Below are 21958 nucleotides of genomic sequence, written 5' to 3' on the forward strand. Positions count from 1 at the left end.
GATCCGGAGTCGGGATTGGGTTCATCCCGAACCGGGTTCCGCGGCCGCAACGGCCTCCCGCCTCACACTGCGATCTTGGCGCGGACCTGTTCGGGGTCGACCTCGGCCTTGGAGCCGGCGATGACCACCTCGCCGCGGTCGAGCACGGCGTAGCTGTCGGCCAGTTCCTTGGCGAAGTCGAAATACTGCTCGACCAGCAGGATCGCCATGGTGCCCTTGGAGCGCAGATATTCGAGCGCCCGGCCGATATCCTTGATGATCGACGGCTGGATGCCCTCGGTCGGCTCGTCGAGGACCAGCAGGCGCGGCCGGGTGACCAGGGCGCGGCCGATGGCGAGCTGCTGCTGCTGGCCGCCGGAGAGGTCGCCGCCGCGCCGCCAGAGCATGTCCTTGAGCACCGGGAAGAGATCGTAGATCTCGTCGGGCACGTAGCGCTCCGCGCGCGGCAGGCAGGCATAGCCGGTTTCGAGATTCTCGCGCACGGTCAGGAGCGGGAAGATCTCGCGGCCCTGCGGCACGAAGGCGATGCCGCGGCGGGCGCGCTCGTAGGGCGGCATGCGGCCGAGATCCTGGCCCTCCCAGACGATCGAGCCCTTCGTGATCGGCTGGTGGCCGGTGATGGCGCGCAAGAGCGAGGTCTTGCCGACGCCGTTGCGGCCGAGCACGCAGGAGATCTCGCCCGCTTTCGCCGAGACCGAGACCGAGCGCAACGCCTGGGCGGCACCGTAGAAGAGGTCGATGTTGGAGACGGTCAGCATCGGTTCTCAGCGCCCCAGATAGACTTCGATGACGCGCGGGTCGTTGGCGACATGGTCGATCGACCCTTCGGACAACACCGCGCCTTCGTGCAGCACCGTCACCTTGACGCCGAGCTCGCGCACGAAATGCATGTCGTGCTCGACCACCACGACCGACTTGGTCTCGTTGATCTTGCGCAAAAGATGGGCGGTTTCCATCGTCTCGGCATCGGTCATGCCGGCGACCGGCTCGTCGACCAGGAGGAGTTTCGGCTCCTGGGCGAGCAGCATGCCGATCTCCAGCCACTGCTTCTGGCCGTGGCTGAGATTCTTGGCCAGTTCGTTCTGGCGATCCTGCAGCTTGATGGTCTCCAGGAGCTCGTCGAGCCGCGTCGCCTCGCGCCCGGTCAGGCGGTGGAACAGGGTCGCGAAGGTGCCGCGGTCGCCCTGCAGGGCGAGCACGAGATTGTCGCGCACCGTCTGGCTCTCGAACACGGTCGGCTTCTGGAACTTGCGGCCGATGCCGAGCGAGGCGATCGCCGCCTCGTCCATCTGGGTCAGGTCGGTCGAGCCGGCGAACAGGACCTCGCCCTCGTCGGGGCGGGTCTTGCCGGTGATCACGTCCATCATGGTGGTCTTGCCGGCGCCGTTCGGGCCGATGATCGCGCGCATCTCGCCCGGTTCGATCACCATGGAGAGACCGCGCAACGCCTTGTAGCCGTCGAAGGAGACCGCGACGCCGTCGAGATAGAGGAGGGAATTCTTGGCGAGGTCCATGGCGATCACTCGGCCGGCTTGGGATTGAGGGTCCCGGCGGGCGCCGGGCGGCGCGCCATCAGGCTCGACAGGGTGCCGATGATGCCCTTGGGCAGGAACAGCGTGACGAGGACGAAGAGCGCGCCGAGCGCGAACAGCCAGTAGGCCGGGAAGGCGCCGGTGAACCAGGTCTTGCCCCAGTTGACCGCGACCGCGCCGACGACGGCGCCGACCAGCGTGCCGCGCCCGCCGACCGCCACCCAGATGACCGCCTCGATCGAGTTGGCGGGCGAGAATTCGGACGGGTTGATGATGCCGACCTGAGGCACGTAGAGGGCGCCGGCGATCCCGGCCATGCAGGCCGAGACGGTGAAGACGAAGACCTTGAAGTTCTCGACCCGGTAGCCGATGAACCGCGTCCGGCTTTCCGCGTCGCGGATCGCCAGCAGCACCTTGCCGAGCTTGGAATTGACGATCGCCGAGGCGAGGATCAGCGAGACGATCACGGCCAGCACGGTCAGGAAGAACAGGCCGGCGCGGGTCGTGTCGGCCTGGATGTTGTAGCCGAGGATGTCCTTGAAGTCGGTCAGTCCGTTGTTGCCGCCGAAGCCCATGTCGTTGCGGAAGAAGGCCAGCAGCAGCGCATAGGTCATCGCCTGGGTGATGATCGACAGATAGACGCCGGTGACGCGCGAGCGGAAGGCGAACCAGCCGAACACGAAGGCCAGCAGGCCCGGCACGAACATCACCATGAAGGCGGCATAGCCGAACCAGTCGAAGCCGTACCAGGTGACCGGCAGCTCCTTCCAGTTCAGGAAGACCATGAAGTCCGGCAGGATCGGGTGGGCATAGACCCCGCGGGTGCCGATCTGACGCATCAGATACATGCCCATCGCGTAGCCGCCGAGCGCGAAGAAGGCGCCGTGGCCGAGCGAGAGGATGCCGCAATAGCCCCAGACCAGGTCGAGGGCGACGGCGAGCATCGCATAGGCGGCATACTTGCCCCAGAGCTGCACCAGATAGGTCGGCACATGCAGCGGATGGTTCTGCGGCAGGTAGAGGTTGAAGCAGGGCACCGCCACGGCGATGACCGCGAGGATCAGGACCGCGAAGGTGACGCGGCGGTCGAAGCCTTTGAGGAGGAACGAGGTGATCATGCTTCCACCGACCGACCCTTGAGGGCGAACAGGCCCCGCGGACGCTTCTGGATGAACAGGATGATGAAGACGAGAACCAGGATTTTGCCGAGCACCGCGCCGGCATAGGGTTCGAGGAACTTGTTGATCACGCCGAGCGTCATGGCGCCGACCAGCGTGCCCCAGAGATTGCCGACCCCGCCGAAGACCACGACCATGAAGCTGTCGATGATGTAGCTCTGGCCGAGATTGGGCGAGACGTTGTCGATCTGGCTGAGCGCGACGCCGGCAATGCCGGCGATGCCGCAGCCGAGGCCGAAGGTCAGCGCGTCGACGAAGGGCGTGCGGATGCCCATGGCGCTGGCCATCGAGCGGTTCTGCGTGACCGCGCGCATCTGCAGGCCGAGCGGCGTGCGCTTCAGGACCAGGATCAGGGCGGCGAACACGGCGAGCGCGAAGACGATGATCCAGAGCCGGCCCCAGGTGATCGACATGTGGCCGATGTCGAAGGAACCGGACATGAAGGAGGGCGCGCCGACCTCGCGGTTGTTGGCGCCGAACTGGGTCCGCACCGCCTGCATCAGGATCAGCGAGATGCCCCAGGTGGCGAGCAGGGTCTCGAGCGGGCGGCCGTAGAGCCAGCGGATCACGGTGCGTTCGAGGATCACGCCGACCAGGCCCGAGGTCAGGAAGGCGAGCGGGATGGCGATGGTCAGCGACCAGTCGAACAGGCCGGGCGCGTGGGCGCGGATCACCTCCTGGACCACGAAGGTCGTGTAGGCGCCGATCATGACCATTTCGCCATGGGCCATGTTGATGATGCCCATGACGCCGAAGGTGATGGCGAGGCCGATCGCGGCGAGCAGCAGGACCGAGCCGAGCGACAGCCCGTACCAGACGTTCTGGGCGCCCGACCACAGCGCGAGCTGGGTCTCGACCACCTTGGCGCCGGCCTCCGCCGCATCCTTGACGCGCTTCGGGGTGTCGGCCGGCAGGCCGCGCAGGAGGCCGAGGGCGTCCTGGCCGCCGCGCTTGCGGATCAGGTCGATGGCGGCGACGCGCTCGTTGTCGGAGGCGTCGGCCTTGTTGAGCACGATGGCGGCGCGCGCGGCCGCAAAGGCCGCCTTGACGGCCGGGTCGGTCTCGCGCCCCAGCGCCTGTTCGAGCGCGGGCAGCGAGGCGACATCGCGCGATTTCAGGACCGAGGCGGCCGCTTCGAGGCGCCGGGCGGGATCGGGATTGAGCAGCGTCAGCGTGCCCATCGCGGCGGAGACGATGCCGCGCACCCGGTTGTTGGCGCGCACGTCGGCGAGGTCGGCCGGGACGGCCGCCGTCGCGGCGCCGGAGCCGGCCTCCTGCAGGCCGTTGCCGACCCGCACATAGACCTTCTTCTCGGCCGCCGAAAAGGCCAGCTGGCCGCCCTGCAGGGCCTGGATGATGACCGCGGCGCGCGGATGGCCGGACACCGCGATGGCCTGGATCGCGTCGATCGTGTCCGAGTAGCTGTCCGTGGTCAGCTTTTCGAGCGCGGCGTCGATCGGTGCCTGCGCCACGGCGGCCGACGGCAGCCAGGCGAGCGCGGCAAGGACCAGTCCGAAGGAGAGGAGGAGCGGGGCGAAGGCCCTGGCGGCAAGGCGGCGGGCGGAATGAAGCATCGGGTGACGTCTCGATCCAGTCTGGAGCGGTCCGGGGCGATCGGCCCGGGTGCCGGTGGACGAAGGATGCGTCGCAGGGGCCGCATCGCGGCGCGGCCGGGGCGGGATCGGCGGTTCGGGGCAGCCGATCGGAGCCGAACTATCGAAGTGTCGCAGGTCGGACCCGGCCGTGCAGGGCAGATCGGCCTGGCGGCGGACCGTTCGACCCGGGGGACCGGGCAAAGGGCTGGCGCCGGAGACGGAGCGGGGAGGCCTTTCGAGCCTCCCCGCGGATGGTCAGGTCACGCGGGAGGTGGCAGCGATCAGGCGCCGCACTTCTTGGTGACGGTGTTGTAGTTGCCGCACTTGAGGGTGACCCAGTCGGCTTCGAGGTCCTTGGAGCCGGGCAGGAAGTCGGTCCAGGCGTCGCCGGGGACGAGGCCCTTGGTCTGCCACACCACGTCGAACTGGCCGTCGGCCTTGATCTCGCCGATCAGGACCGGCTTGGTGATGTGATGGTTCGGGAGCATCTTGGAGACGCCGCCGGTCAGGTTCGGGGCTTCGATGCCCGGCAGGGCGTCGATGACCTTGTCCGGATCAGCCGTGCCGGCCTTCTCGACCGCCTTGACCCACATGGCGAAGCCGATGACATGGGCTTCCATCGGGTCGTTGGTCACGCGCTTCGGGTTCTTGGTGAATTCCTTCCACTTGGCGATGAACGCCTCGTTGGCCGGATTCTTGACCGACTGGAAGTAGTTCCAGGCGGCGAGATGGCCGAGCAGCGGCTTGGTGTCGATACCGGCCAGCTCTTCCTCGCCGACCGAGAAGGCCACGACCGGGATGTCGGTCGCCTTGATGCCCTGGTTGCCGAGTTCCTTGTAGAACGGCACGTTGGCGTCACCGTTGATGGTCGACACGACGGCGGTCTTCTTGCCGGCCGAGCCGAACTTCTTGATGTCGGAGACGATCGTCTGCCAGTCGGAATGACCGAACGGCGTGTAGTTGATCATGATGTCCGCTTCGGCCACGCCCTTCGACTTGAGATAGGCCTCAAGGATCTTGTTGGTCGTGCGCGGATAGACGTAGTCGGTGCCGGCCAGCACCCAGCGCTTCACTTCGCCGCCGTCCTTCGACATCAGATAGTCGACGGCCGGGATGGCCTGCTGGTTCGGGGCAGCGCCGGTGTAGAACACGTTGCGCTCGGATTCCTCGCCCTCGTACTGGACGGGGTAGAAGAGGATCGAGTTGAGCTCCTTGAACACCGGCAGCACGGACTTGCGGCTGACGGAGGTCCAGCAGCCGAACACGGCCGAGACCTTGTCCTTGGTGATCAGTTCGCGAGCCTTCTCGGCGAAGAGCGGCCAGTTGGACGCCGGGTCGACGACGACGGCCTCGAGCTTCTTGCCGAGAACGCCGCCCTTCTTGTTCTGCTCGTCGATGAGGAAGAGCATCGTATCCTTCAGCGTCGTCTCGGAAATCGCCATGGTGCCCGAGAGCGAGTGGAGGATGCCGACCTTGATGGTTTCCTGGGCGGAGAGCGCCGCAGAGGTCGCGCCGAAGGCGATGGAGCCGACGACCGCGAGGCGCGTCGCGTAGGACATGAACTGCATGGGTTAAGTTCCCCCAAAACTCCGCTTATTGGCTATCCACGACGATCCCGGGGACCGCGTGGGCGAAGAGTGCCGGCCGGTTCAGGACCGCCGGGCGCCATTCATTCGCAAGAGGGATGCCAAATGCCGCGCGGGCCGATTCCGGCAGTGTTTCCCGCCGAACCGGCCGCTCTCTCCGGCATTCGGTACCGCCCGGGCCGTCTGGGTTGCTTAATAAATGGACAATTTCGACGAATTGCATAGTTATCGTGCAGCGATGGGTCGGCTGTGCGTCGTCTGCCTCATGGATGGGCAGCCGGTTGGCAAGGGCCCGCCGTGCGTCCGTCGCCGGCCGGCGCCCTGCGGGGTTGGCCGGATGCTGCCCGGCCGGGAAATGCGTCATGATCGACGTGGCGACGGAGCGACCGCGAGGCGGTGCGATCGCGCGGCGGCGCGACAGGGGAGGGCGGGCGATGTTCCAGAACCGGAGCGAGGCCGGAGAGCGTTTGGCGGTGGCCCTGGCCGACGAGGCGGCGGGGCGGCCCGTGGTCCTGGCCCTTCCGAGGGGCGGCGTGCCGGTGGCGGCGCCCGTCGCCCGGGCCCTGAAGGCGCCGCTCGGCCTCGTCCTCGTGCGCAAGATCGGGGCGCCCGGCAACCCGGAGCTCGCCATCGGCGCGGTGGCCGAGGCCGCGGGGTCGGGTTCCGTGGTCACGGTCCGCAACGAGCCGCTGATCGCGGCGCTCAGCGTCGACGAGGCGACCTTCGCGGCCTTGCGCGCGGTCAAGGTCGACGAGCTCAAGGCGCGCCACGCGCGCTATATGAGCGGCCGGGCGGCCGTCGATGTGGCCGGCCGGACGGTCATTCTCGTCGACGACGGCATCGCGACCGGTGCCACCGTGCGGGCGGCTCTGACGGCACTGGCGCGGTCCGGCGCGACGCGCGTCGTACTGGCCGCGCCGATCGCGGCGCCGGACGCCGCCGCGGCGCTAAGACCCCTGGTCGACCGCCTGGCGATTCTCGCCGAGCCGGCGGACTTTTCCGCCGTCGGCCAGGGCTATGCCGAGTTCGAGCCGGTCGAAGACGAGAAAATGATCGCCATCCTCGATACAGCTGACATATCGGGACCCTCCCGGGTTTGACGAAAAGGGCGGCGTTCCGTAGAGATGCCGCGGCAGGCCAAGTTGCTGCGGCGGAGACGGCGGTGCCTCTGTCGTCGGGCCCGGTTTGGGCTCCTGTCGCCGACTGTCCTGCCGATCGCCGCGCCGGAGGGCGCCGCGAAGACCAGGACGGTGACTTCCGCCCGCGCGGGCTAAGGTCGGTCCGACCGACACGAAGGACGTTCGCTCGATGGGCAGGCTTGTTTTCAAACGGTTTCGCGTTACCAACTTCAGGAATATTGACGATAGCGGCTGGATTCCGGTCGATCGGGTGGCTGCCTTCGTCGGCCGCAACGAGTCGGGCAAGACCACGCTTCTGAAAGCCCTGCACAAGTTCAATCCGGGCATCGAGGATCCGTACCGGCCGCAGCGCGAGTTCCCGCGCGAGCGCTTCATGCGCGATTTTCGCAAGCCGGGCGACTGGGCGGTCTGCGCGGTGGAGTTCGAGCTGTCGCCGACCTTCCGGGTCGAGCTGTCGCAGCGCCTGAACGTCTCGCCGCCGACGCTGGTCATCTGCACGCGCTACTACGACGGCGCCATGAAGTGCAGCTACCAGGCCTCGATCTCGGACCAGCCGATTCCGACGACCGAACTGGCCATGGCGCTCGATACCTTCGCCAAGGCCGCGCGCCGGCTGGTGACGCCGTCCTTCGACCGCGAGATGCAGACCCAGCAGCTGCGCACCGAATTGTCGGCCTGGGCGGTCGCCAAGAAGGACATTCTGGTTCCGATCCGGGATCTGAAGTCGGAGCCGGGCATCGCGATTCTGAACCAGCTGCGCGCCGAAGCCAACCTGAAGATGAACCCGCTGGCGGGCGACATCGTCTCCCAGCTGATCAACGCCATCGACGACATTCTCGGCAAGGCCTCGAGCCGGCCGGTGCAGAGCCAGCTGGAAGCCGCCATCATCGCCGAGCTGCCGGTGTTCATCTATTTCGAGAATTACGGCATCCTGGAAAGCGCCATCTATCTGCCGCGCTTCCTGGAGGACTTCGCCAAGCACCCGAACGAGCCGCGCACGCGCACCATCCATGCGCTGTTCAAGCATGTCGGCCTCAATCCGCAGGAGATCTCCGAGCTCGGCGGCGGCGAGGCGGCGCTGGCGCGCAACCGCGGCGACCGGGTCACCGACGAGATGATCCGACGCGACCAGGAGCGCAAGGAACTGCGCTCCCTGAAGCTGAACTCGGCCTCGCTCAGCATCACCGACGGCTTCGCCGACTGGTTCGGCCAGCGGCGCTACCGCATCCGCTACGACGCCGACGGCGACTATTTCCGCATCTGGGTGTCCGACGACAAGCGCCCGGGCGTCGAGATCGAGCTGGAATCCCGCTCGAAGGGATTCCAGTGGTTCTTCTCCTTCTATCTGGTGTTCCTGTTCGAATCCGACGAGGGCCACAAGAACGCCGTCCTGCTGCTCGATGAGCCCGGTCTCAACCTGCATCCGACCGCGCAGCAGAAGCTGATCTCGTTCTTCGACCGGCTTTCGGAGAACAACACGCTCCTGTATTCGACCCATTCCCCGTTCCTGATCGATCCGAAGAACCTGCATCGCGTGTCGCCGGTCTTCGAGGACGAGACCGGGCATTCGCGGGTCGTGTCCGACGGCTGGCCGGCGGATCGGGAAACGACCTTCGCGCTGCAGGCCGCCGCCGGCTACAACGTCATGCAGGCGCTGTTCCGGTCGCCCAAGAATGTGCTGGTCGAAGACATCGGCCATCACATCTACCTGCAGATTCTCGCCGTGCTGTGCCGCGCGGCGGGGTTCGACGCGATCCCCGAGGATGTCCAGGTCACGGCCTGCGGCGGCACCCGCCTGATGGCGCCGATCGCGGCCCTGTTCGCCACGGCCGAGACGCAGACGCTGGTGCTGCTCGACGATGGCGAGGGCGCCCGGCGGCGCACCCCGCTCAACCCGTCGGCGCTGCTCCAGCATGCCGGCAGCGGCGTGCTGACCGTCTCCGAGGCGATCGGGGCGACGCATGTCGACATCGAGGATGTCTTCGGCGAAGGTGTGATCGTGCCGATGGTCGCCGAACTGCTCGGCCAGGACTTCGTGCTCGAGGATGCCGACCGGCGCCAGGGCGCGCTGGTCGACCAGATCGTCGCGTCGGCGACCCGTCAGCAGATCCTGCTTCCCGACGGCTGGCGGGCCGATGTCGCCCGGCGCGTCGCCTATGTCTGGCAGACCCGCTGGCCGGAGGAGATCCCGCCGGAGGTGCTGGAACGGGCGCAGATACTGTTTCGCGCCATCAATGCCCGGCTCGGCATCGACCTGTTCAATCTCGTGCTCTGAACGGGTCACCCCGACGGTCGTGGAATGATCGTCGGGCTTCGAAACGCGACTTTCTCATGCCTCTGACGCCTATGAGAAAATCGCGTTCCTTCAACGGCCCGATACGTCGGCATCCCGAGCCGTTGGGATCAGTGCCGGGCGCGCGGTCAGCGGGTCGCGGCCGCGAGGTCGCCGATCACGTCGGCCAGCCGCTGCGCGCCGACCTCCGGATCGCCGACATTCTGGATCACCACCAGCGACGGCACCGCCGGCAGCGCCTCGCTCGATCGGGCCAGGCGCTCCGCGATCGCGGCGCCGCTCTCCCGGCCGCGCGCGGCGATCCGGGCGGCGAGCACCTCGGGCGGTGCTGTGACGAACACCACGGTCACGCGGGCGTAGCGGGCGAGGGCATCGGCGACCACGCGGCGCGAGACGTTGGCGACCACGATGCGGCCGGCGCCGATCGCCTCGTCGATGGCGCGCGGCAGCGCATAGCCGAGACCATGGGCGCGCCACCACAGGGCGGCGCGGTCGAGCCGGACCAGGATGTCGAACTCGGCCTCGTCGAGCGTGTCGTTGTCCTCGGTCGCGTCGGGCGGGCGGGTCACGATCCGGCGCGGGAAGACGACGCGGTCGTCATCGGCGAGCAGCGCACGCGCGCCGGCGATCAGCGTGTCCTTGCCGGCACCCGACGGCCCGACGACGAGCACCAGGGCACCCGGACCGATGCGGGCCGGGACCCGGTCGTTGGCGGGTGGCGGGATGGTCATGGCCACGGCGGCCGTATCCTCCGGCATCGAATCGCGCCTCCGGTTTAGCACTCCGCGGACGGGCGGGGCAGTCCGGCGAAGCAGATGGCGACGACATGGCGATGACGGTTCGATCGCCGGCCCGGGCTCTCCGGCGATGAGGGTCGGATCGCGGCCCGGGCTCAGGCGCCGCCTGGCAGGCCGGGCTTCCGGATTTCCTCCGGCGAGCGGCCGAGCGCCCGCTCGCGCAACACGATGAACACGCCCGCGCCGATCACGATCACCGAGCCGATCACGACGCTGATCCCGGGGACCTCGCCGAACAGCCAGGCGCCGTAGATCACGGCCCACAGCATGGAGGAATATTCGAGCGGCGCGACCAGCGAGGCATGCGCATAGCGGTAGCTTTGCGTCATCAGGAGCTGCCCGATGCCGCCGAACAGCCCGGACGCGATCAGGCAGGCGAGATCGAAGGCGGACGGCCGGACCCAGCCGAACGGAATCGTCGCGAAGGAGAACAGCGTGCAGCCGAGCGAGAAGTAGATCACGATCGCGCCGGTCTTCTCGGTCATGGTCAGGCGGCGCACCTGGGTGCCGGCGAGGGCGGTGAACACGGTCGAGATCAGCGCCAGCATGGCGCCGAAGGCGGCGCCGTCGCTGAAGATGTGCCTGAGGTCGCCGAGATGGGGCGCCAGCATGACCAGCACGCCGCCGAAGCCGACCACCACCGCCGTCCAGCGGTAGATGCGCACCTGTTCGCCGAGCAGAACCGCGGCCAGCGCGACCGTCAGCAGCGGCGCGCCGTAGCTGATCGCCAGCGCATCGGCGACCGGCAGCAGCTGCAGGGCACCGAACCACAGGAACATGGAGGTGACGCCGTAGAGCGAGCGGACCATGTGGCCGACCGGCCGCTCGGTGAACAGGAGCGGCCCCAGCGGTCCCTGGAAACGCAGATAGATCAGGACCGGGATCAGCGCGAAGAAGGAGCGGAAGAACACGATCTCGCCCGGCGGCACGCGGTCCGCGACCAGCTTGATCGAGATCAGCATGCCGGCGAAGACCAGCGTCGAGATGAGCTTGAGCGTGATTCCAAGGAGCGGGTTCATCGGGCGGGAACATCCGGGCCGGTCGCGACCGGTCTTCTCGTTCGGGGCGCAGAGGCCGTGGGGGGTGAGGCGAGGTCGGACGGCGCAAGCGCTGCATCCGTGACATTGCGAATTGTGCGACAAATTCGCTGCCGGCGCGAGTGCCCTGCGGACATGGCCGCATCCCGCCGCGGCGCCTGTTCCGTTCCCGAATCGGCGGCCGGCGCGATACGCGCGTGCTCCGGAACGCCGTGCCGGCGGCAACGGCGTGGCGCCTGCAGCCGCCCGAACCCCGGAGACGACAAAGGCCGCGTTCGCCGCGGCCTTCGTGCAGGTCGGCCTCTCGCCCGGTCCTCCGTCCGACGGAACCGGTGGTCACCGGAACCGGCGGTCACCGGAACCGGGCGGCACCCGACGGTTTCGCCCGACGGTATCGCCCGACGGTATCGATCGAACCCCGCCGGCTCAGCCGGCGGCGCGGATCGCCTCCCAGACCTTGAGCGGGGTCAGCGGCATGTCGAGATGGCGGATGCCGTAGGCACGCCAGAGCGCGTCGTTGACCGCATTGGCGACCGCCGGCGTGGCGCCGATCGTGCCGGCCTCGCCGGCGCCCTTGATGCCGAGCATGTTGGTGGTCGACGGGATGTTGCGCGTCTGGAAGGCGATCGAGGGCACGTCGTCGGCGCGCGGCATGCCGTAGTCCATGAACGAGGCGGTCAGCAGCTGGCCGGTGGCGTCGTAGACCGTGTTCTCGATCAGGGCCTGGCCGAGCCCCTGCACGACGCCGCCATGGACCTGGCCGGCGAGCAGCAGCGGGTTCACGGTGACGCCGAAATCGTCGACGATCGTGTAGCCGACCACGTCGGTCTTGCCGGTCTCCGGGTCGATCTCGACCTCGCAGACATGGGTGCCGTTGGGATAGGTGCATTCGTCCTGCACGAACTTGCCGTAGCCCTTGCGGCTGTCCTCGTCGGGCGCGGCGCGGGCCACGTCGGCGAGCGAGATCGAGCGGTCGGTGCCGACGATGCGGACCGCGCCGTCGACCAGTTCCAGATCGCCCGCCGAGGTTTCCAGCTCGGTCGCGGCCAGTTCCTTGATCTTTTCGACCAGCACCTTGGCGGCGATGTCGACGGAGGCCGCGCCGAGCGGGATCGAGCGCGAGCCGCCGGTGCCGCCGCCATTGGCGACGAGATCCGTGTCGCCCTGCACGGTCTTCACCTGGGCGATGTCGATGCCGAGATAGCCGGCGATGATCTGGCCATAGGCGGTGGCGTGGCCCTGGCCGTTGGTCTGGGTGCCGATGAACAGCGTGACGCCGCCGTCCGGATTGAGGACGACGTTGGCCTCCTCGCTGCCCGGGAAGGCGCAGGCCTCGATATAGGTGGCGAAGCCGAGGCCGCGGATCTTGCCGGCGGCCTTGGAGGCGGCGAGGCGGGCCGGGAAGCCGGCATAATCGGCGGCGGCGAGCCCGGCATCCATGTGGCCGGCGAAATCGCCGGTGTCGTAGCTGCGGCCGGTGGCGGTGGTGTAGGGCAGGGTGGCGACGAAGTTGCGCCGGCGGAATTCCTCCGGGGTGAGGCCGAGGTCGTGCGCGGCGACATCCATCAGCCGCTCGATCAGATAGGCCGCCTCCGGGCGGCCGGCGCCGCGATAGGCATCGACCGGCAGGGTGTTGGTGAAGACGCCCTTGACCGACACGGCGAGCGCCGGAATGTCGTAGAGCCCGGTCGACATGGTCACGCCGACCCAGGGGATGAACGGGCCGTACTGGTTCAGATAGGCGCCCATATTGGCGGTCAGGTCGACCCGGTAGCCGATGATGCGGCCATCCGCGTCGAGCGCCAGCTCGCCGGTCGTGATGTTGTCGCGGCCCTGCGCGTCGCCGATGAAGTGCTCGGTGCGGTCGCCGACCCACTTGACCGGACGGCCGAGCTTCTTGGCGGCGACCAGTACGAGCGGATACTCGCTGAACACGAAGGTCTTGATGCCGAAGCCGCCGCCCACGTCCGGCGTGATCACGCGCAGCTGCGAGGGGGCGATCTTCAGGACCGGCCGGGCCAGCGCATCGCGCATGCCGTGGCCGCCCTGGGTGCCGGCGATCAGGGTGTAGCGGTCGGTATCGGCGTCATATTCGCCGATCGCCGCCCGGGTCTCCATGTAGTTGACCACCAGGCGGTTGTTGACCACCTCCAGCGCCACGGTCCGGGCCGCGGCCGCAAAGGCGGCGTCGGTCTTGTCCTTGTCGCCGAGGAAATAGTCGAAGGCGAGGTTGGTGCCCTTCTCGGGCCAGACCACCGGGGTCGCCGGATCGAGCGCGGTGCGGGTCTCGACGGCCACGTCGAGGGGGACATAGTCGACATCGATCGCCTCGGCGGCGCTGCGGGCCGCCTCGACCGTATCGGCGACCACGAAGGCGATCGGATCGCCGACATGGCGCACCGTGGTCAGATTGAGCACCGGCCGCGGCGGCACCCACGGGAACTTGCCGTCGACCTGGCGCACCAGCCCGCGGCAGGGGATGTGGCCGAGATCCTCGACGTCCTCGCCGGTCAGGACGAGATGCACGCCGGGCGCCTCGCGGGCATCGTCGACGCCGGACAGCGTGAAGCGGGCATGCGCCATCTGGGCGCGCAGAACATAGCCGTAGAGCGTTCCGGCCGGGGTGATGTCGGAGGTGTAGCGGCCACGGCCGGTGACGAAATGCGGATCCTCGATGCGCTGGGCGGACGCCCCCAGGCCGAACTTGGCCGGCGCTTTCATCTCGGTCATGGAATCCTCGTGGGCTGATTTCGCGGACGGAGCGTTGCAGGCAATCTAGCGGTCCGGCCCCCCGCCCGCCAGCCCGCCGCGGCACAGATCCGCCTTGCATTGCGGACCTTTGCGGAGCCGCCCGGAGCGGCCTGCCGACGCAATGCTGGGGAAACAATCCGGGCCTACTAAGTCGGCATTCACGGGAGATGCGCCATGTCGTCCATTCTGCGCGCCGCAATCGCCGCCTTCGCGCTCGTCCTTCTCGCCCTGTCGCCGGCAGCCGCCGAGAAGTCCCTCCAGAGGGAGGACCTGGCCAGTGCCGCGACCCGGCTCGAGGCCAAGTTCAAGAAGACCGCCAAGCCTGCCGGAACCAGTCTCGACAAGGCCAGGAAGGACGGCGACGCCGCGCTGGCCGCGGGCGACTACGACAAGGCGCTCGAAGCCTTCTCGGCCGCCATCGTCCTGGATCCGAAGGACTGGTCGGTCTGGAACCGCTATGCGATCGCCGCCGCGCGGGTCGTCCGGTCGAGTTACAGCGACCGCTACCAGATCCGTGCCGATGCCGCCGCGGCCGCCTATGCCGCCTATCAGCGCTCCGCCGCCAAGCCGGACGAAGCGGCCGCGCTCGCGACGCTGGGCCTTGCCGAGACCGCGCAGGAAAACTGGCGCTATGCCATCAACGCCTATGCTGAAAGCCTGAAGCTGGTCGAAGCCGCCAATGTGCGCGCCCAGCATACGGCCCTGCGCGACAAATACGGCTTCCGCTTCGAAACCGCCTCGGTCGACAACAATGCCGCCCAGCCGCGCGCCTGCTTCGAGTTCACCGAGGAGCTGAAGCGCAACACCGACTATGCGCCCTATGTGGCCGTGACCGGCATGGCCAATCCGGCCGTCACCGCCTCGGGTCGCCAGATCTGCATCGACGGGCTCGAACACGGCAAGCGCTACGGCATCGTCATCCGCGCCGGCCTGCCGTCCGCGATCGCCGGCGAGGATCTCCTGAAGACGATCGACTACACGACCTACGTCAAGGACCGCGCCCCGCAGGTGCGCTTCACCGGGCGCAACTACGTCCTGCCGCGCACCGGCCAGGAAGGCCTGCCGGTCGTCACCGTCAACACCAAGTCGGTCGAGATCGAGATCTTCCGGATCGGCGACCGCTCGATCGTGCCGACGCTGCGCGACGAGAACTTCCTCAAGGCGCTCGACAAGTACCAGACCGACAAGATCGCCGACGAGAAGGGCCTGCGCGTCTGGAAGGGCTCGCTCGACGTGCCCATGGACATCAACAAGGACGTGGTCACCGCCTTCCCGGTGCTGGAGGCCGTCGGCAAGCTCGAGGCCGGCATCTATGTGATGTCGGCGGTCGCGGCCGGCGCCAAGGTCGAGGAATACGACAACCGTGCGACGCAGTGGTTCCTGGTCTCCGATCTCGGTCTGACCGCCATGACCGGCTCGTCCGGCGCCACCGTGATGGTCCGCTCGCTCGCCTCCGCCGAGCCGCTCGCCGGCGTCGAAGTCAAGCTGGTCGCCAAGAACAACGAGGTGCTGGGCACGGCCAAGACCGACGCCAAGGGCCTCGCCGGCTTCGCGCCGGGACTGGCGCGCGGCGCCGGCGGCACCGCCCCGGGCCTGGTCGTCGCGACCGACGCCAAGGGCGACTACGGCTTTCTCGACCTGACCGGCCAGGCCTTCGACCTGACCGACCGCGGGGTCGGCGGCCGCGATGCGCCCACCGGGCTCGACGCCTTCCTGTTCACCGAGCGCGGCGTCTACCGCTCCGGCGAGACCGTCTATCTGACCGCGCTCTTGCGCGACACCAAGGGCACCGCCGCCGCCGGCGTGCCGCTGACCATCGTCGCCAAGCGCCCCGACGGCGTCGAATATCGCCGCCAGGTGGTCGAGGACCAGGGCGAGGGCGGCCGCTCGCTGTCGCTGACGCTGAATTCCGGCCTGCCGACCGGCACCTGGCGCCTGGAGGCCTATGCCGATCCGAAGCGCCCGCCGATCGGCGAGGTCACCTTCCTGGTCGAAGACTATGTGGCCGAGCGCATCGAGCTCAAGCTGGCTCCCGCCGCCGAGCGTCTGCGCGCCGGCGAACCGGCCCGCATCGCGGTCGAGGCCCGCCAGCTCTACGGTGCGGCCGGCGCCGATCTGGAGGTCAGCGGGGAGATCTCCGTCGATCTCGCCAAGAAGACCACCGTGCCGGGGCTCGAAGGCTGGGTCATCGGCCTCGACGACGAGAGTTTCGAGGCGGTCACCCAGGACCTGCAGGAGACCGCGACCACCGACGAGAACGGCAAGGTCGACGTGACCGTGCCGATGCCGCGCTACAAGACCAGCCGCCCGGTCGAGGCCAAGGTCACGCTGCGCGTCAACGAATCCGGCGGTCGCGCGGTCACCCGTTCGGTGACGCTGCCGATCCTGCCGGAGGGCAATGTGCTCGCGGTGCGCAAGCGCTTCGAGGACAGCGCCCTCAACGAAGGCTCGGTCGCCGAATTCGAGCTCGCCTATGCGTCGCCGGACGGCGAGCGGCGCGCCCGCAAGGGCGTGGCCTGGGAACTGTCCCGCGTCCACAAGCGCTACCAGTGGTACAATAGCGAAGGCCGCTGGGACTACGAGACCGTGACCTCGACGTCGCGCGTCTCCAACGGCCGCACCGACATCGCCGCCGCCGAGCCGGCCCGCCTCGCCGTTCCGGTCGACTGGGGCTCCTATCGCCTCGACCTGACCGACGATACCGGCGCCCACACGTCGGTCTCCTTCTCGGTCGGCTGGGGTGGCTCGGACAAGCCCGACACCCCCGACGTGCTCGACGTGAAGCTCGACAAGCCGGCCTATAAGTCCGGCGACGAGATGAAGGTCCGCGTCACGCCGCGCTTCGACGGCAAGGCGACGATCGCGATCGTCTCCGACGGCGTGGTCGACACCCATGTGGTCGACGCCGTCAAGGCGGGCACCACCGTCTCCATCCCGGTCAAGGCCGAATGGGGTGCCGGCGCCTATGTGGTCGGCTTCGCCCATCGCCCGCTCGATGTTGCCGCCCACCGCATGCCCGGCCGCGCCATCGGCGTCTCCTGGTTCGGCATCGACCAGGACCAGCGCACGATCGGCGTCAGCCTCGGCACGCAGGCGCTGCAGCGTCCGCGCGGACCGCTGACCATCCCGGTCAAGCTCGCCGGCCTGGCGCCGGGCGAGACCGCCAATGTGGTCGTCTCCGCGGTCGATCTCGGCATCCTCAACCTGACCCGCTACGAGACGCCGAACCCGGAGAAGTTCTATTTCGGCCAGCGCCAGCTCGGCGTCGAGCTGCGCGATCTCTACGGCTACCTGATCGACGGCATGCAGGGCGTGCGCGGCACGATCCGCTCCGGCGGCGACTCTGTCGCCGAGAGCGGCGCCGATGTCCCGCGCGACCTGCCGCTCGCCCGCTATTCGGGCGTCGTCAAGGTCGGCGCCGACGGCACCGCGACCGTCACCTTCGACCTGCCGGCCTTCAACGGCACCGTCCGGGTCGCGGCCATCGCCTGGTCGAAGGGCCGCGTCGGCCATGCCCAGGCGGATGTCGTGGTGCGCGATCCGGTCGTCGTCCAGGCGACGCTGCCGCGCTTCCTGACGCTCGGCGACCGCTCGCGCTTCCACATGGCGATCGACAATGTCGAGGCACCGGCCGGCGACTATACGGTCGATGTCGACATCCACGGCCCGGTCGTGATCCCGGCCGACAGCCTGCGCTCGACGCTCGCCCTGAAGAAGAACGGACGCAGCGAACTCTCGATCCCGGTCACGGCCGCCGGCGTCGGCACCGCGGTGATCGACGTGAAATTCTCCGGCCAGGGCCTCGACCTGCACCAGCAGCTGGTGCTGCGGGTGCAGCCGGGCGTCCCGGCGGTCTACCGCCGCACCGTGCAGCCGCTCGCCGCCAATGGCGGGTCGGTGACGATCGGTCCGGACCTGGTCTCCGATTTCGTCGCCGGCACCGGCGTCGTCTCGCTGTCGGTCGCCCCGGTCGGTGCCTTCGACGTGCCGGCGCTCCTCAAGGCGCTCGACCGCTACCCCTATGGCTGCTCCGAGCAATTGGTCAGCCGCGCCATGCCGCTCCTCTACGTCAACAAGCTCGCCCGCGAGGAGCAGCTGGCGCTCGACGAGAAGATCGACCAGCGCATCCGCGACACCGTCGACAAGGTTCTGGCGCGCCAGGACTCGAGCGGCACCTTCGGCCTGTGGTCGGTCGGCGGCGAGAATGTCTGGCTCGACGCCTTCGTCACCGACTTCCTGACCCGGGCTCGGGAGCGCGGCTTCGAGGTGCCCAAGGTGGCCTTCGAACTGGCCCTCGACCATCTGCGCAACGTCATCGCCAACATGGAGGATCCGACCGCCGAGAATGCGCCGGAGATCGCCTACGCGGCCTATGTGCTGGCCCGCAACGGTCGTCCGGTGATCGGCGACCTGCGCTATCTGGCCGACCAGAAGCTCGACATGTTCCAGACGCCGCTGTCCCGGGCCCAGCTCGGTGCGGCTCTGGCCATGCTCGGTGATCGCGGCCGGGCCCAGCCGATCTTCCTCTCGGCCATGGACCGGCTCGTCGCCATCAAGGCCGAGCGCAACTACCGCCACGACTACGGTTCGGCGCTGCGCGACGGTGCCGGCATCATGGCCATGATGGCCGAAAGCGGCTTCGGCCAGCCGACCTTCCAGCGCGCCTCGCTGGTCGTCGAAGAGGTGCGCACGCGGCAGACCTACACCTCCACCCAGGAGAATGCCTGGATGGTGATCGCCGCCCACGCCATGCTCAAGGATGCCGAACGCCTGACCCTGTCGGTCAACGGTGCCGCGCATCAGGGCGCCCTCTACCGGTCGTTCCGCGGGCTCGCCCTGACCGACGGCCCGGTCACCGTCGCCAATACCTCGTCGGCGCCGGCACAGCTGGTGGTCACGGCATCGGGTCACCCGATCCAGCCCGAGCCGGCCGTCTCCAACGGCTATACGATCGAACGGACCTACTACAAGCTCGACGGCACCAAGGCGGACCCGTCCAAGGTGCGCCAGACCGACCGGCTGGTGGTCGTGCTGAAGGTCACCGAGGCCTCCGCCCAGGCGGCCGACCTGCTGCTGGTCGATCATCTGCCGGCCGGCTTCGAGATCGACAATCCGAAGCTGGTCGACGGCAGCGACACCGACAAGTTCTCCTGGCTGGAGAGCTCGGTCGAGCCGAGCCACACCGAATACCGCGACGACCGCTTCGTCGCGGCCTTCGACCGGACCTCGAGCCAGTCGGCCTTCTTCCACGTCGCCTACATCGTCCGTGCCGTGGCGCCCGGGACCTACATGCATCCGCCGGCCGTGGTCGAGGACATGTATCGGCCCGAGCGGTTCGGCCGCACCGGCTTCGGCACCGTCGAGGTGCAGCCGAAGCGCTGAACGAGGGCAGGGGCGCGGCACGGGCTTCGGCCGGCCGCGCCCGCCTGGTGGTAAAGATCCGAGATTTGCGTCCCGCAAATGTCAGATTGAACCGACCACGGAGTCAAAGAGTTAGTGGTTCGGATCGACGAGGCGGATGGAGACCATCCGCGGATGGGGACCATCCGTCTCGATCGAACCACCGGACCTCCGGGCCGCCGTCGAGGCGGGTCGGAAGAGGTGGCGGCTCCGGCGGCGGCGGTGCGTTGAAGCGCGGCGCCGGCGGGCCCATCGGGGCCGCCACCTCCCTTTCCATGATCGCCGATCGCCTTTTCACATCTGTGACCCGAGCCAGGGATGATGAGAACCGTGAACCCTCAGGGCGATGGACAGGCCAGGTCCCGCGACGCGGACCGCAACCGGCCCGCCGCGGGACCCGTTGCCGCGGCTCCGGCCGGCGGCCGGCTCCGGGGCTTCGCCGCCTTCCTGGTCGGTGCCGGCATGGTCGGCATCGCGGCGGTCGGCGGTGCGCTCTCCGGTGCGCGCGCCTTCATGGACGGGCTCGGCCCGCTCGATCTCGCCGCCGCCGAACATCGCTCGACCATCGTGGTCGACCGCGACGGCCGGCTGCTGCGCCCCTTCGTGACCGTCGACGGCCGCTGGCGCCTGCCGCTCGACCCCTCGGAGGTCGACACGGACTATCTGAAACTGCTCTACGCCTACGAGGACGACCGCTTCCGTCAGCATGGCGGCGTCGACTGGCGCGCCATGGGGCGGGCCGTGGTCCAGTTCGCCACGTCCGGCCGCGTCGTCTCCGGGGCCTCGACGCTGACCATGCAGGTCGCCCGCCTGATCGAGCCGCGCGACGAGCGCAACGTCGCCGCCAAGCTGCGCCAGATCGCGCGGGCGGCCGAACTGGAGCGGCGCTTCACGAAGGACCAGATCCTCGCGATCTATCTGCGGCTTGCCCCCGAGGGCGGCAATATCGAAGGCATCCGGGCGGCGAGCTACGCCTATTTCGGCAAGGAACCGCGCCGCCTCAGCCATGCCGAGGCCGCGCTCCTGGTCGCGCTGCCGCAATCGCCCGAGCTGCGCCGCCCCGACCGTCGTCCGGATCTGGCCCGCCGCGCCCGCGACCGGGTGCTCGACCGCGCGCTCGCCAAGGGCGTGCTCAATGCCGCCGAGGTGGCGCGGGCCAAGGCCGAGGCGGTGCCGACCGGCCGTCAGCCCTTCCCGGTGCATGCCCCGCATCTTTCCGAGCAGTTGGTCGCCGAGCGGCCCGAGGAGCGGGTCCACCGGACCACCGTCGACGCACGCCTGCAGACCAGCCTGGAGGCGCTGGCCGGTGCGCGCGTGCAGGGCCTCGGGCCGAAGGTCTCGGTGGCCATCCTGGTCGTCGACAACGCGACCGGCGAGGTGCACGCCCATGTCGGCGGCGCCGACTATTTCGCGACCGAACGCGCCGGCTCGGTCGACCTCGCCCGCGCCTTCCGCTCGCCCGGTTCGGCGCTGAAGCCGTTCATCTATGCGCTCGCCTTCGAGAACGGCATCGCCCATCCGGAGACCGTGCTGGAGGACCGGCCGGCCCGCTACGGCGCCTGGGCGCCGGAGAATTTCGACCAGTCGTTCCACGGCACGGTGACGGCGCGCCGCGCGCTGCAGAATTCGCTCAACGTGCCGGCGGTCGAACTGCTCGGGGCGGTCGGACCGGCGCGGCTGATCGCCCGGCTGAAGGCGGCCGGTGCCGAGATCGAGATGCCGCGCGAGGCCGCCCCCGGCCTCGCCGTCGGTCTCGGCGGTCTCGGCATCCGCCTCGTCGACGCCGCGCGGCTCTATACCGCCTTCGCGCGCGGCGGCGAGACCATATCGCTGACCTGGCGGCGCGACGAACCCGGCTCGGAGACCGATCGTCACCGCTTCGTCGACGCGGTCTCGGCCTGGTATGTCGCCGACATCCTGAAGGGCGCGCCGCCGCCGACCAACGGGGCGCAGGGCCTGATCGCCTTCAAGACCGGCACCTCCTACGGCTACCGGGATGCCTGGGCGGTCGGCTTCGACAAGCGCTGGACCATCGCGGTCTGGGTCGGCCGGCCGGACGGCGCGCCGGTGGTCGGGCTGGTCGGACGGCTGGTCGCCGCGCCGATCCTGTTCGATGCCTATGCGCGCATCGGCACGCCGCCGGAAACGGTTCCGCAACCGCGCGACACCCTGGTGGCGACCAGCACGACCCTGCCGCCGCCGCTGCGCCATCTGCGCCGGGATATCCCGAAGACCGTGTCGGCGGCCACCGAGGCGGCCCTGGCGATCTCCTTCCCGCCGGACGGTGCCCGGATCGATCTCGGTCTCGCCCGATTCGGACCCGAGGTCGCCGGGCCGCTCGCCCTGAAGGCGCTCGGCGGGGTGCCGCCGCTGGTCTGGATGGTCAACGGCGTGCCGGTGACGACCGCCGGTTCGCGCCGGACGGCGTTCTGGCAACCGGATGGTGCCGGATACAGTCAGGTCTCCGTCATAGATGCCCGTGGGTCGACGGCCAGTGTCCGCGTTCGCCTCGACTGATGCCCGCCAGGAACTCGTTCCTTTTGGTCATGGTCCCGAAACCGCCCGCTTTCTCGGTTGGCATCCATCCGAGGCCGTCCTATAACGACCTTGCCTTGAATAGGTCCGGTGCGTTCTGCGTTGCGCCCCGGGG

At 68.9% G+C, this 21958-nt stretch carries 12 protein-coding genes; 4 read left to right on the top strand and 8 right to left on the bottom strand.

All coding sequences use genetic code 11. From position 1 onward, the window contains the following. Positions 1 to 62: 62 nt before the first annotated feature. The 5 genes from urtE to urtA all read right to left on the bottom strand — a co-directional run bounded on the left by urtE (position 63) and on the right by urtA (position 5873). Positions 63 to 758 (bottom strand): urea ABC transporter ATP-binding subunit UrtE, encoded by a 696-nt coding sequence (gene urtE / locus ABB55_RS23170; RefSeq protein WP_054360935.1) that lies wholly within the window; start codon positions 756 to 758, stop codon positions 63 to 65. A gap of 6 nt (positions 759 to 764) precedes the next feature. After that, a complete protein-coding gene (gene urtD, locus ABB55_RS23175) occupies positions 765 to 1514 on the bottom strand; it encodes an urea ABC transporter ATP-binding protein UrtD (protein ID WP_054360936.1) in 750 nt (249 codons plus the stop codon). Between the two features lie 5 nt (positions 1515 to 1519). Continuing rightward, complete coding sequence (gene urtC / locus ABB55_RS23180) at positions 1520 to 2650, bottom strand: urea ABC transporter permease subunit UrtC (RefSeq protein ID WP_054360937.1); 1131 nt, start codon at positions 2648 to 2650, stop codon at positions 1520 to 1522. Beyond that, on the bottom strand, positions 2647 to 4284 hold the full coding sequence (gene urtB, locus ABB55_RS23185; protein WP_200912061.1) for an urea ABC transporter permease subunit UrtB: 1638 nt from the start codon (positions 4282 to 4284) through the stop codon (positions 2647 to 2649). The genes urtC and urtB overlap by 4 nt, the downstream gene beginning before the upstream one ends. Before the next feature lie 302 nt (positions 4285 to 4586). Then, a complete protein-coding gene (gene urtA, locus ABB55_RS23190; RefSeq protein ID WP_054360938.1) occupies positions 4587 to 5873 on the bottom strand; it encodes an urea ABC transporter substrate-binding protein in 1287 nt (428 codons plus the stop codon). A 452-nt stretch (positions 5874 to 6325) separates the two neighbouring features. Between urtA and ABB55_RS23195 the strand changes: the two genes are divergently transcribed. Together ABB55_RS23195 and ABB55_RS23200 are read left to right on the top strand one after the other, a co-directional pair. Further along, positions 6326 to 6991, top strand: coding sequence for a phosphoribosyltransferase (locus ABB55_RS23195; protein ID WP_054360939.1), 666 nt, complete (start codon positions 6326 to 6328; stop codon positions 6989 to 6991). Positions 6992 to 7280: 289 nt separating this feature from the next. Then, entirely contained in the window at positions 7281 to 9305 is a 2025-nt protein-coding gene (locus ABB55_RS23200) for an ATP-dependent nuclease (RefSeq protein ID WP_054360940.1), read from the top strand. Positions 9306 to 9451: 146 nt separating this feature from the next. On the opposite strand, the gene phnN is transcribed toward ABB55_RS23200, so the two are convergent. From phnN to ABB55_RS23215, 3 genes are all read right to left on the bottom strand, one after another. Beyond that, positions 9452 to 10054 carry a phosphonate metabolism protein/1,5-bisphosphokinase (PRPP-forming) PhnN gene (gene phnN, locus ABB55_RS23205; protein ID WP_054362249.1) on the bottom strand — a complete coding sequence of 201 codons (603 nt, stop codon included), beginning with the start codon at positions 10052 to 10054 and terminating at the stop codon, positions 9452 to 9454. A 161-nt stretch (positions 10055 to 10215) separates the two neighbouring features. Continuing rightward, entirely contained in the window at positions 10216 to 11139 is a 924-nt protein-coding gene (locus tag ABB55_RS23210) for a DMT family transporter (protein WP_054360941.1), read from the bottom strand. 444 nt (positions 11140 to 11583) lie between these two features. Continuing rightward, positions 11584 to 13887: a xanthine dehydrogenase family protein molybdopterin-binding subunit gene (locus ABB55_RS23215; protein ID WP_054360942.1), complete on the bottom strand. Its 2304-nt coding sequence runs from the start codon at positions 13885 to 13887 to the stop codon at positions 11584 to 11586. A 195-nt stretch (positions 13888 to 14082) separates the two neighbouring features. Here ABB55_RS23215 and ABB55_RS23220 point away from each other — a divergent pair, with 195 nt between their 5' ends. Both ABB55_RS23220 and pbpC read left to right on the top strand, forming a co-directional pair. Beyond that, positions 14083 to 19290 (top strand): alpha-2-macroglobulin family protein, encoded by a 5208-nt coding sequence (locus ABB55_RS23220; protein WP_083463871.1) that lies wholly within the window; start codon positions 14083 to 14085, stop codon positions 19288 to 19290. Positions 19291 to 19626: 336 nt separating this feature from the next. Continuing rightward, a complete protein-coding gene (gene pbpC, locus ABB55_RS23225) occupies positions 19627 to 21825 on the top strand; it encodes a penicillin-binding protein 1C (protein WP_420848238.1) in 2199 nt (732 codons plus the stop codon). The last annotated feature ends 133 nt before the right edge of the window (positions 21826 to 21958 follow it).

This window comes from Prosthecodimorpha hirschii (assembly GCF_001305515.1).
Lineage (GTDB): Bacteria > Pseudomonadota > Alphaproteobacteria > Rhizobiales > Ancalomicrobiaceae > Prosthecodimorpha > Prosthecodimorpha hirschii.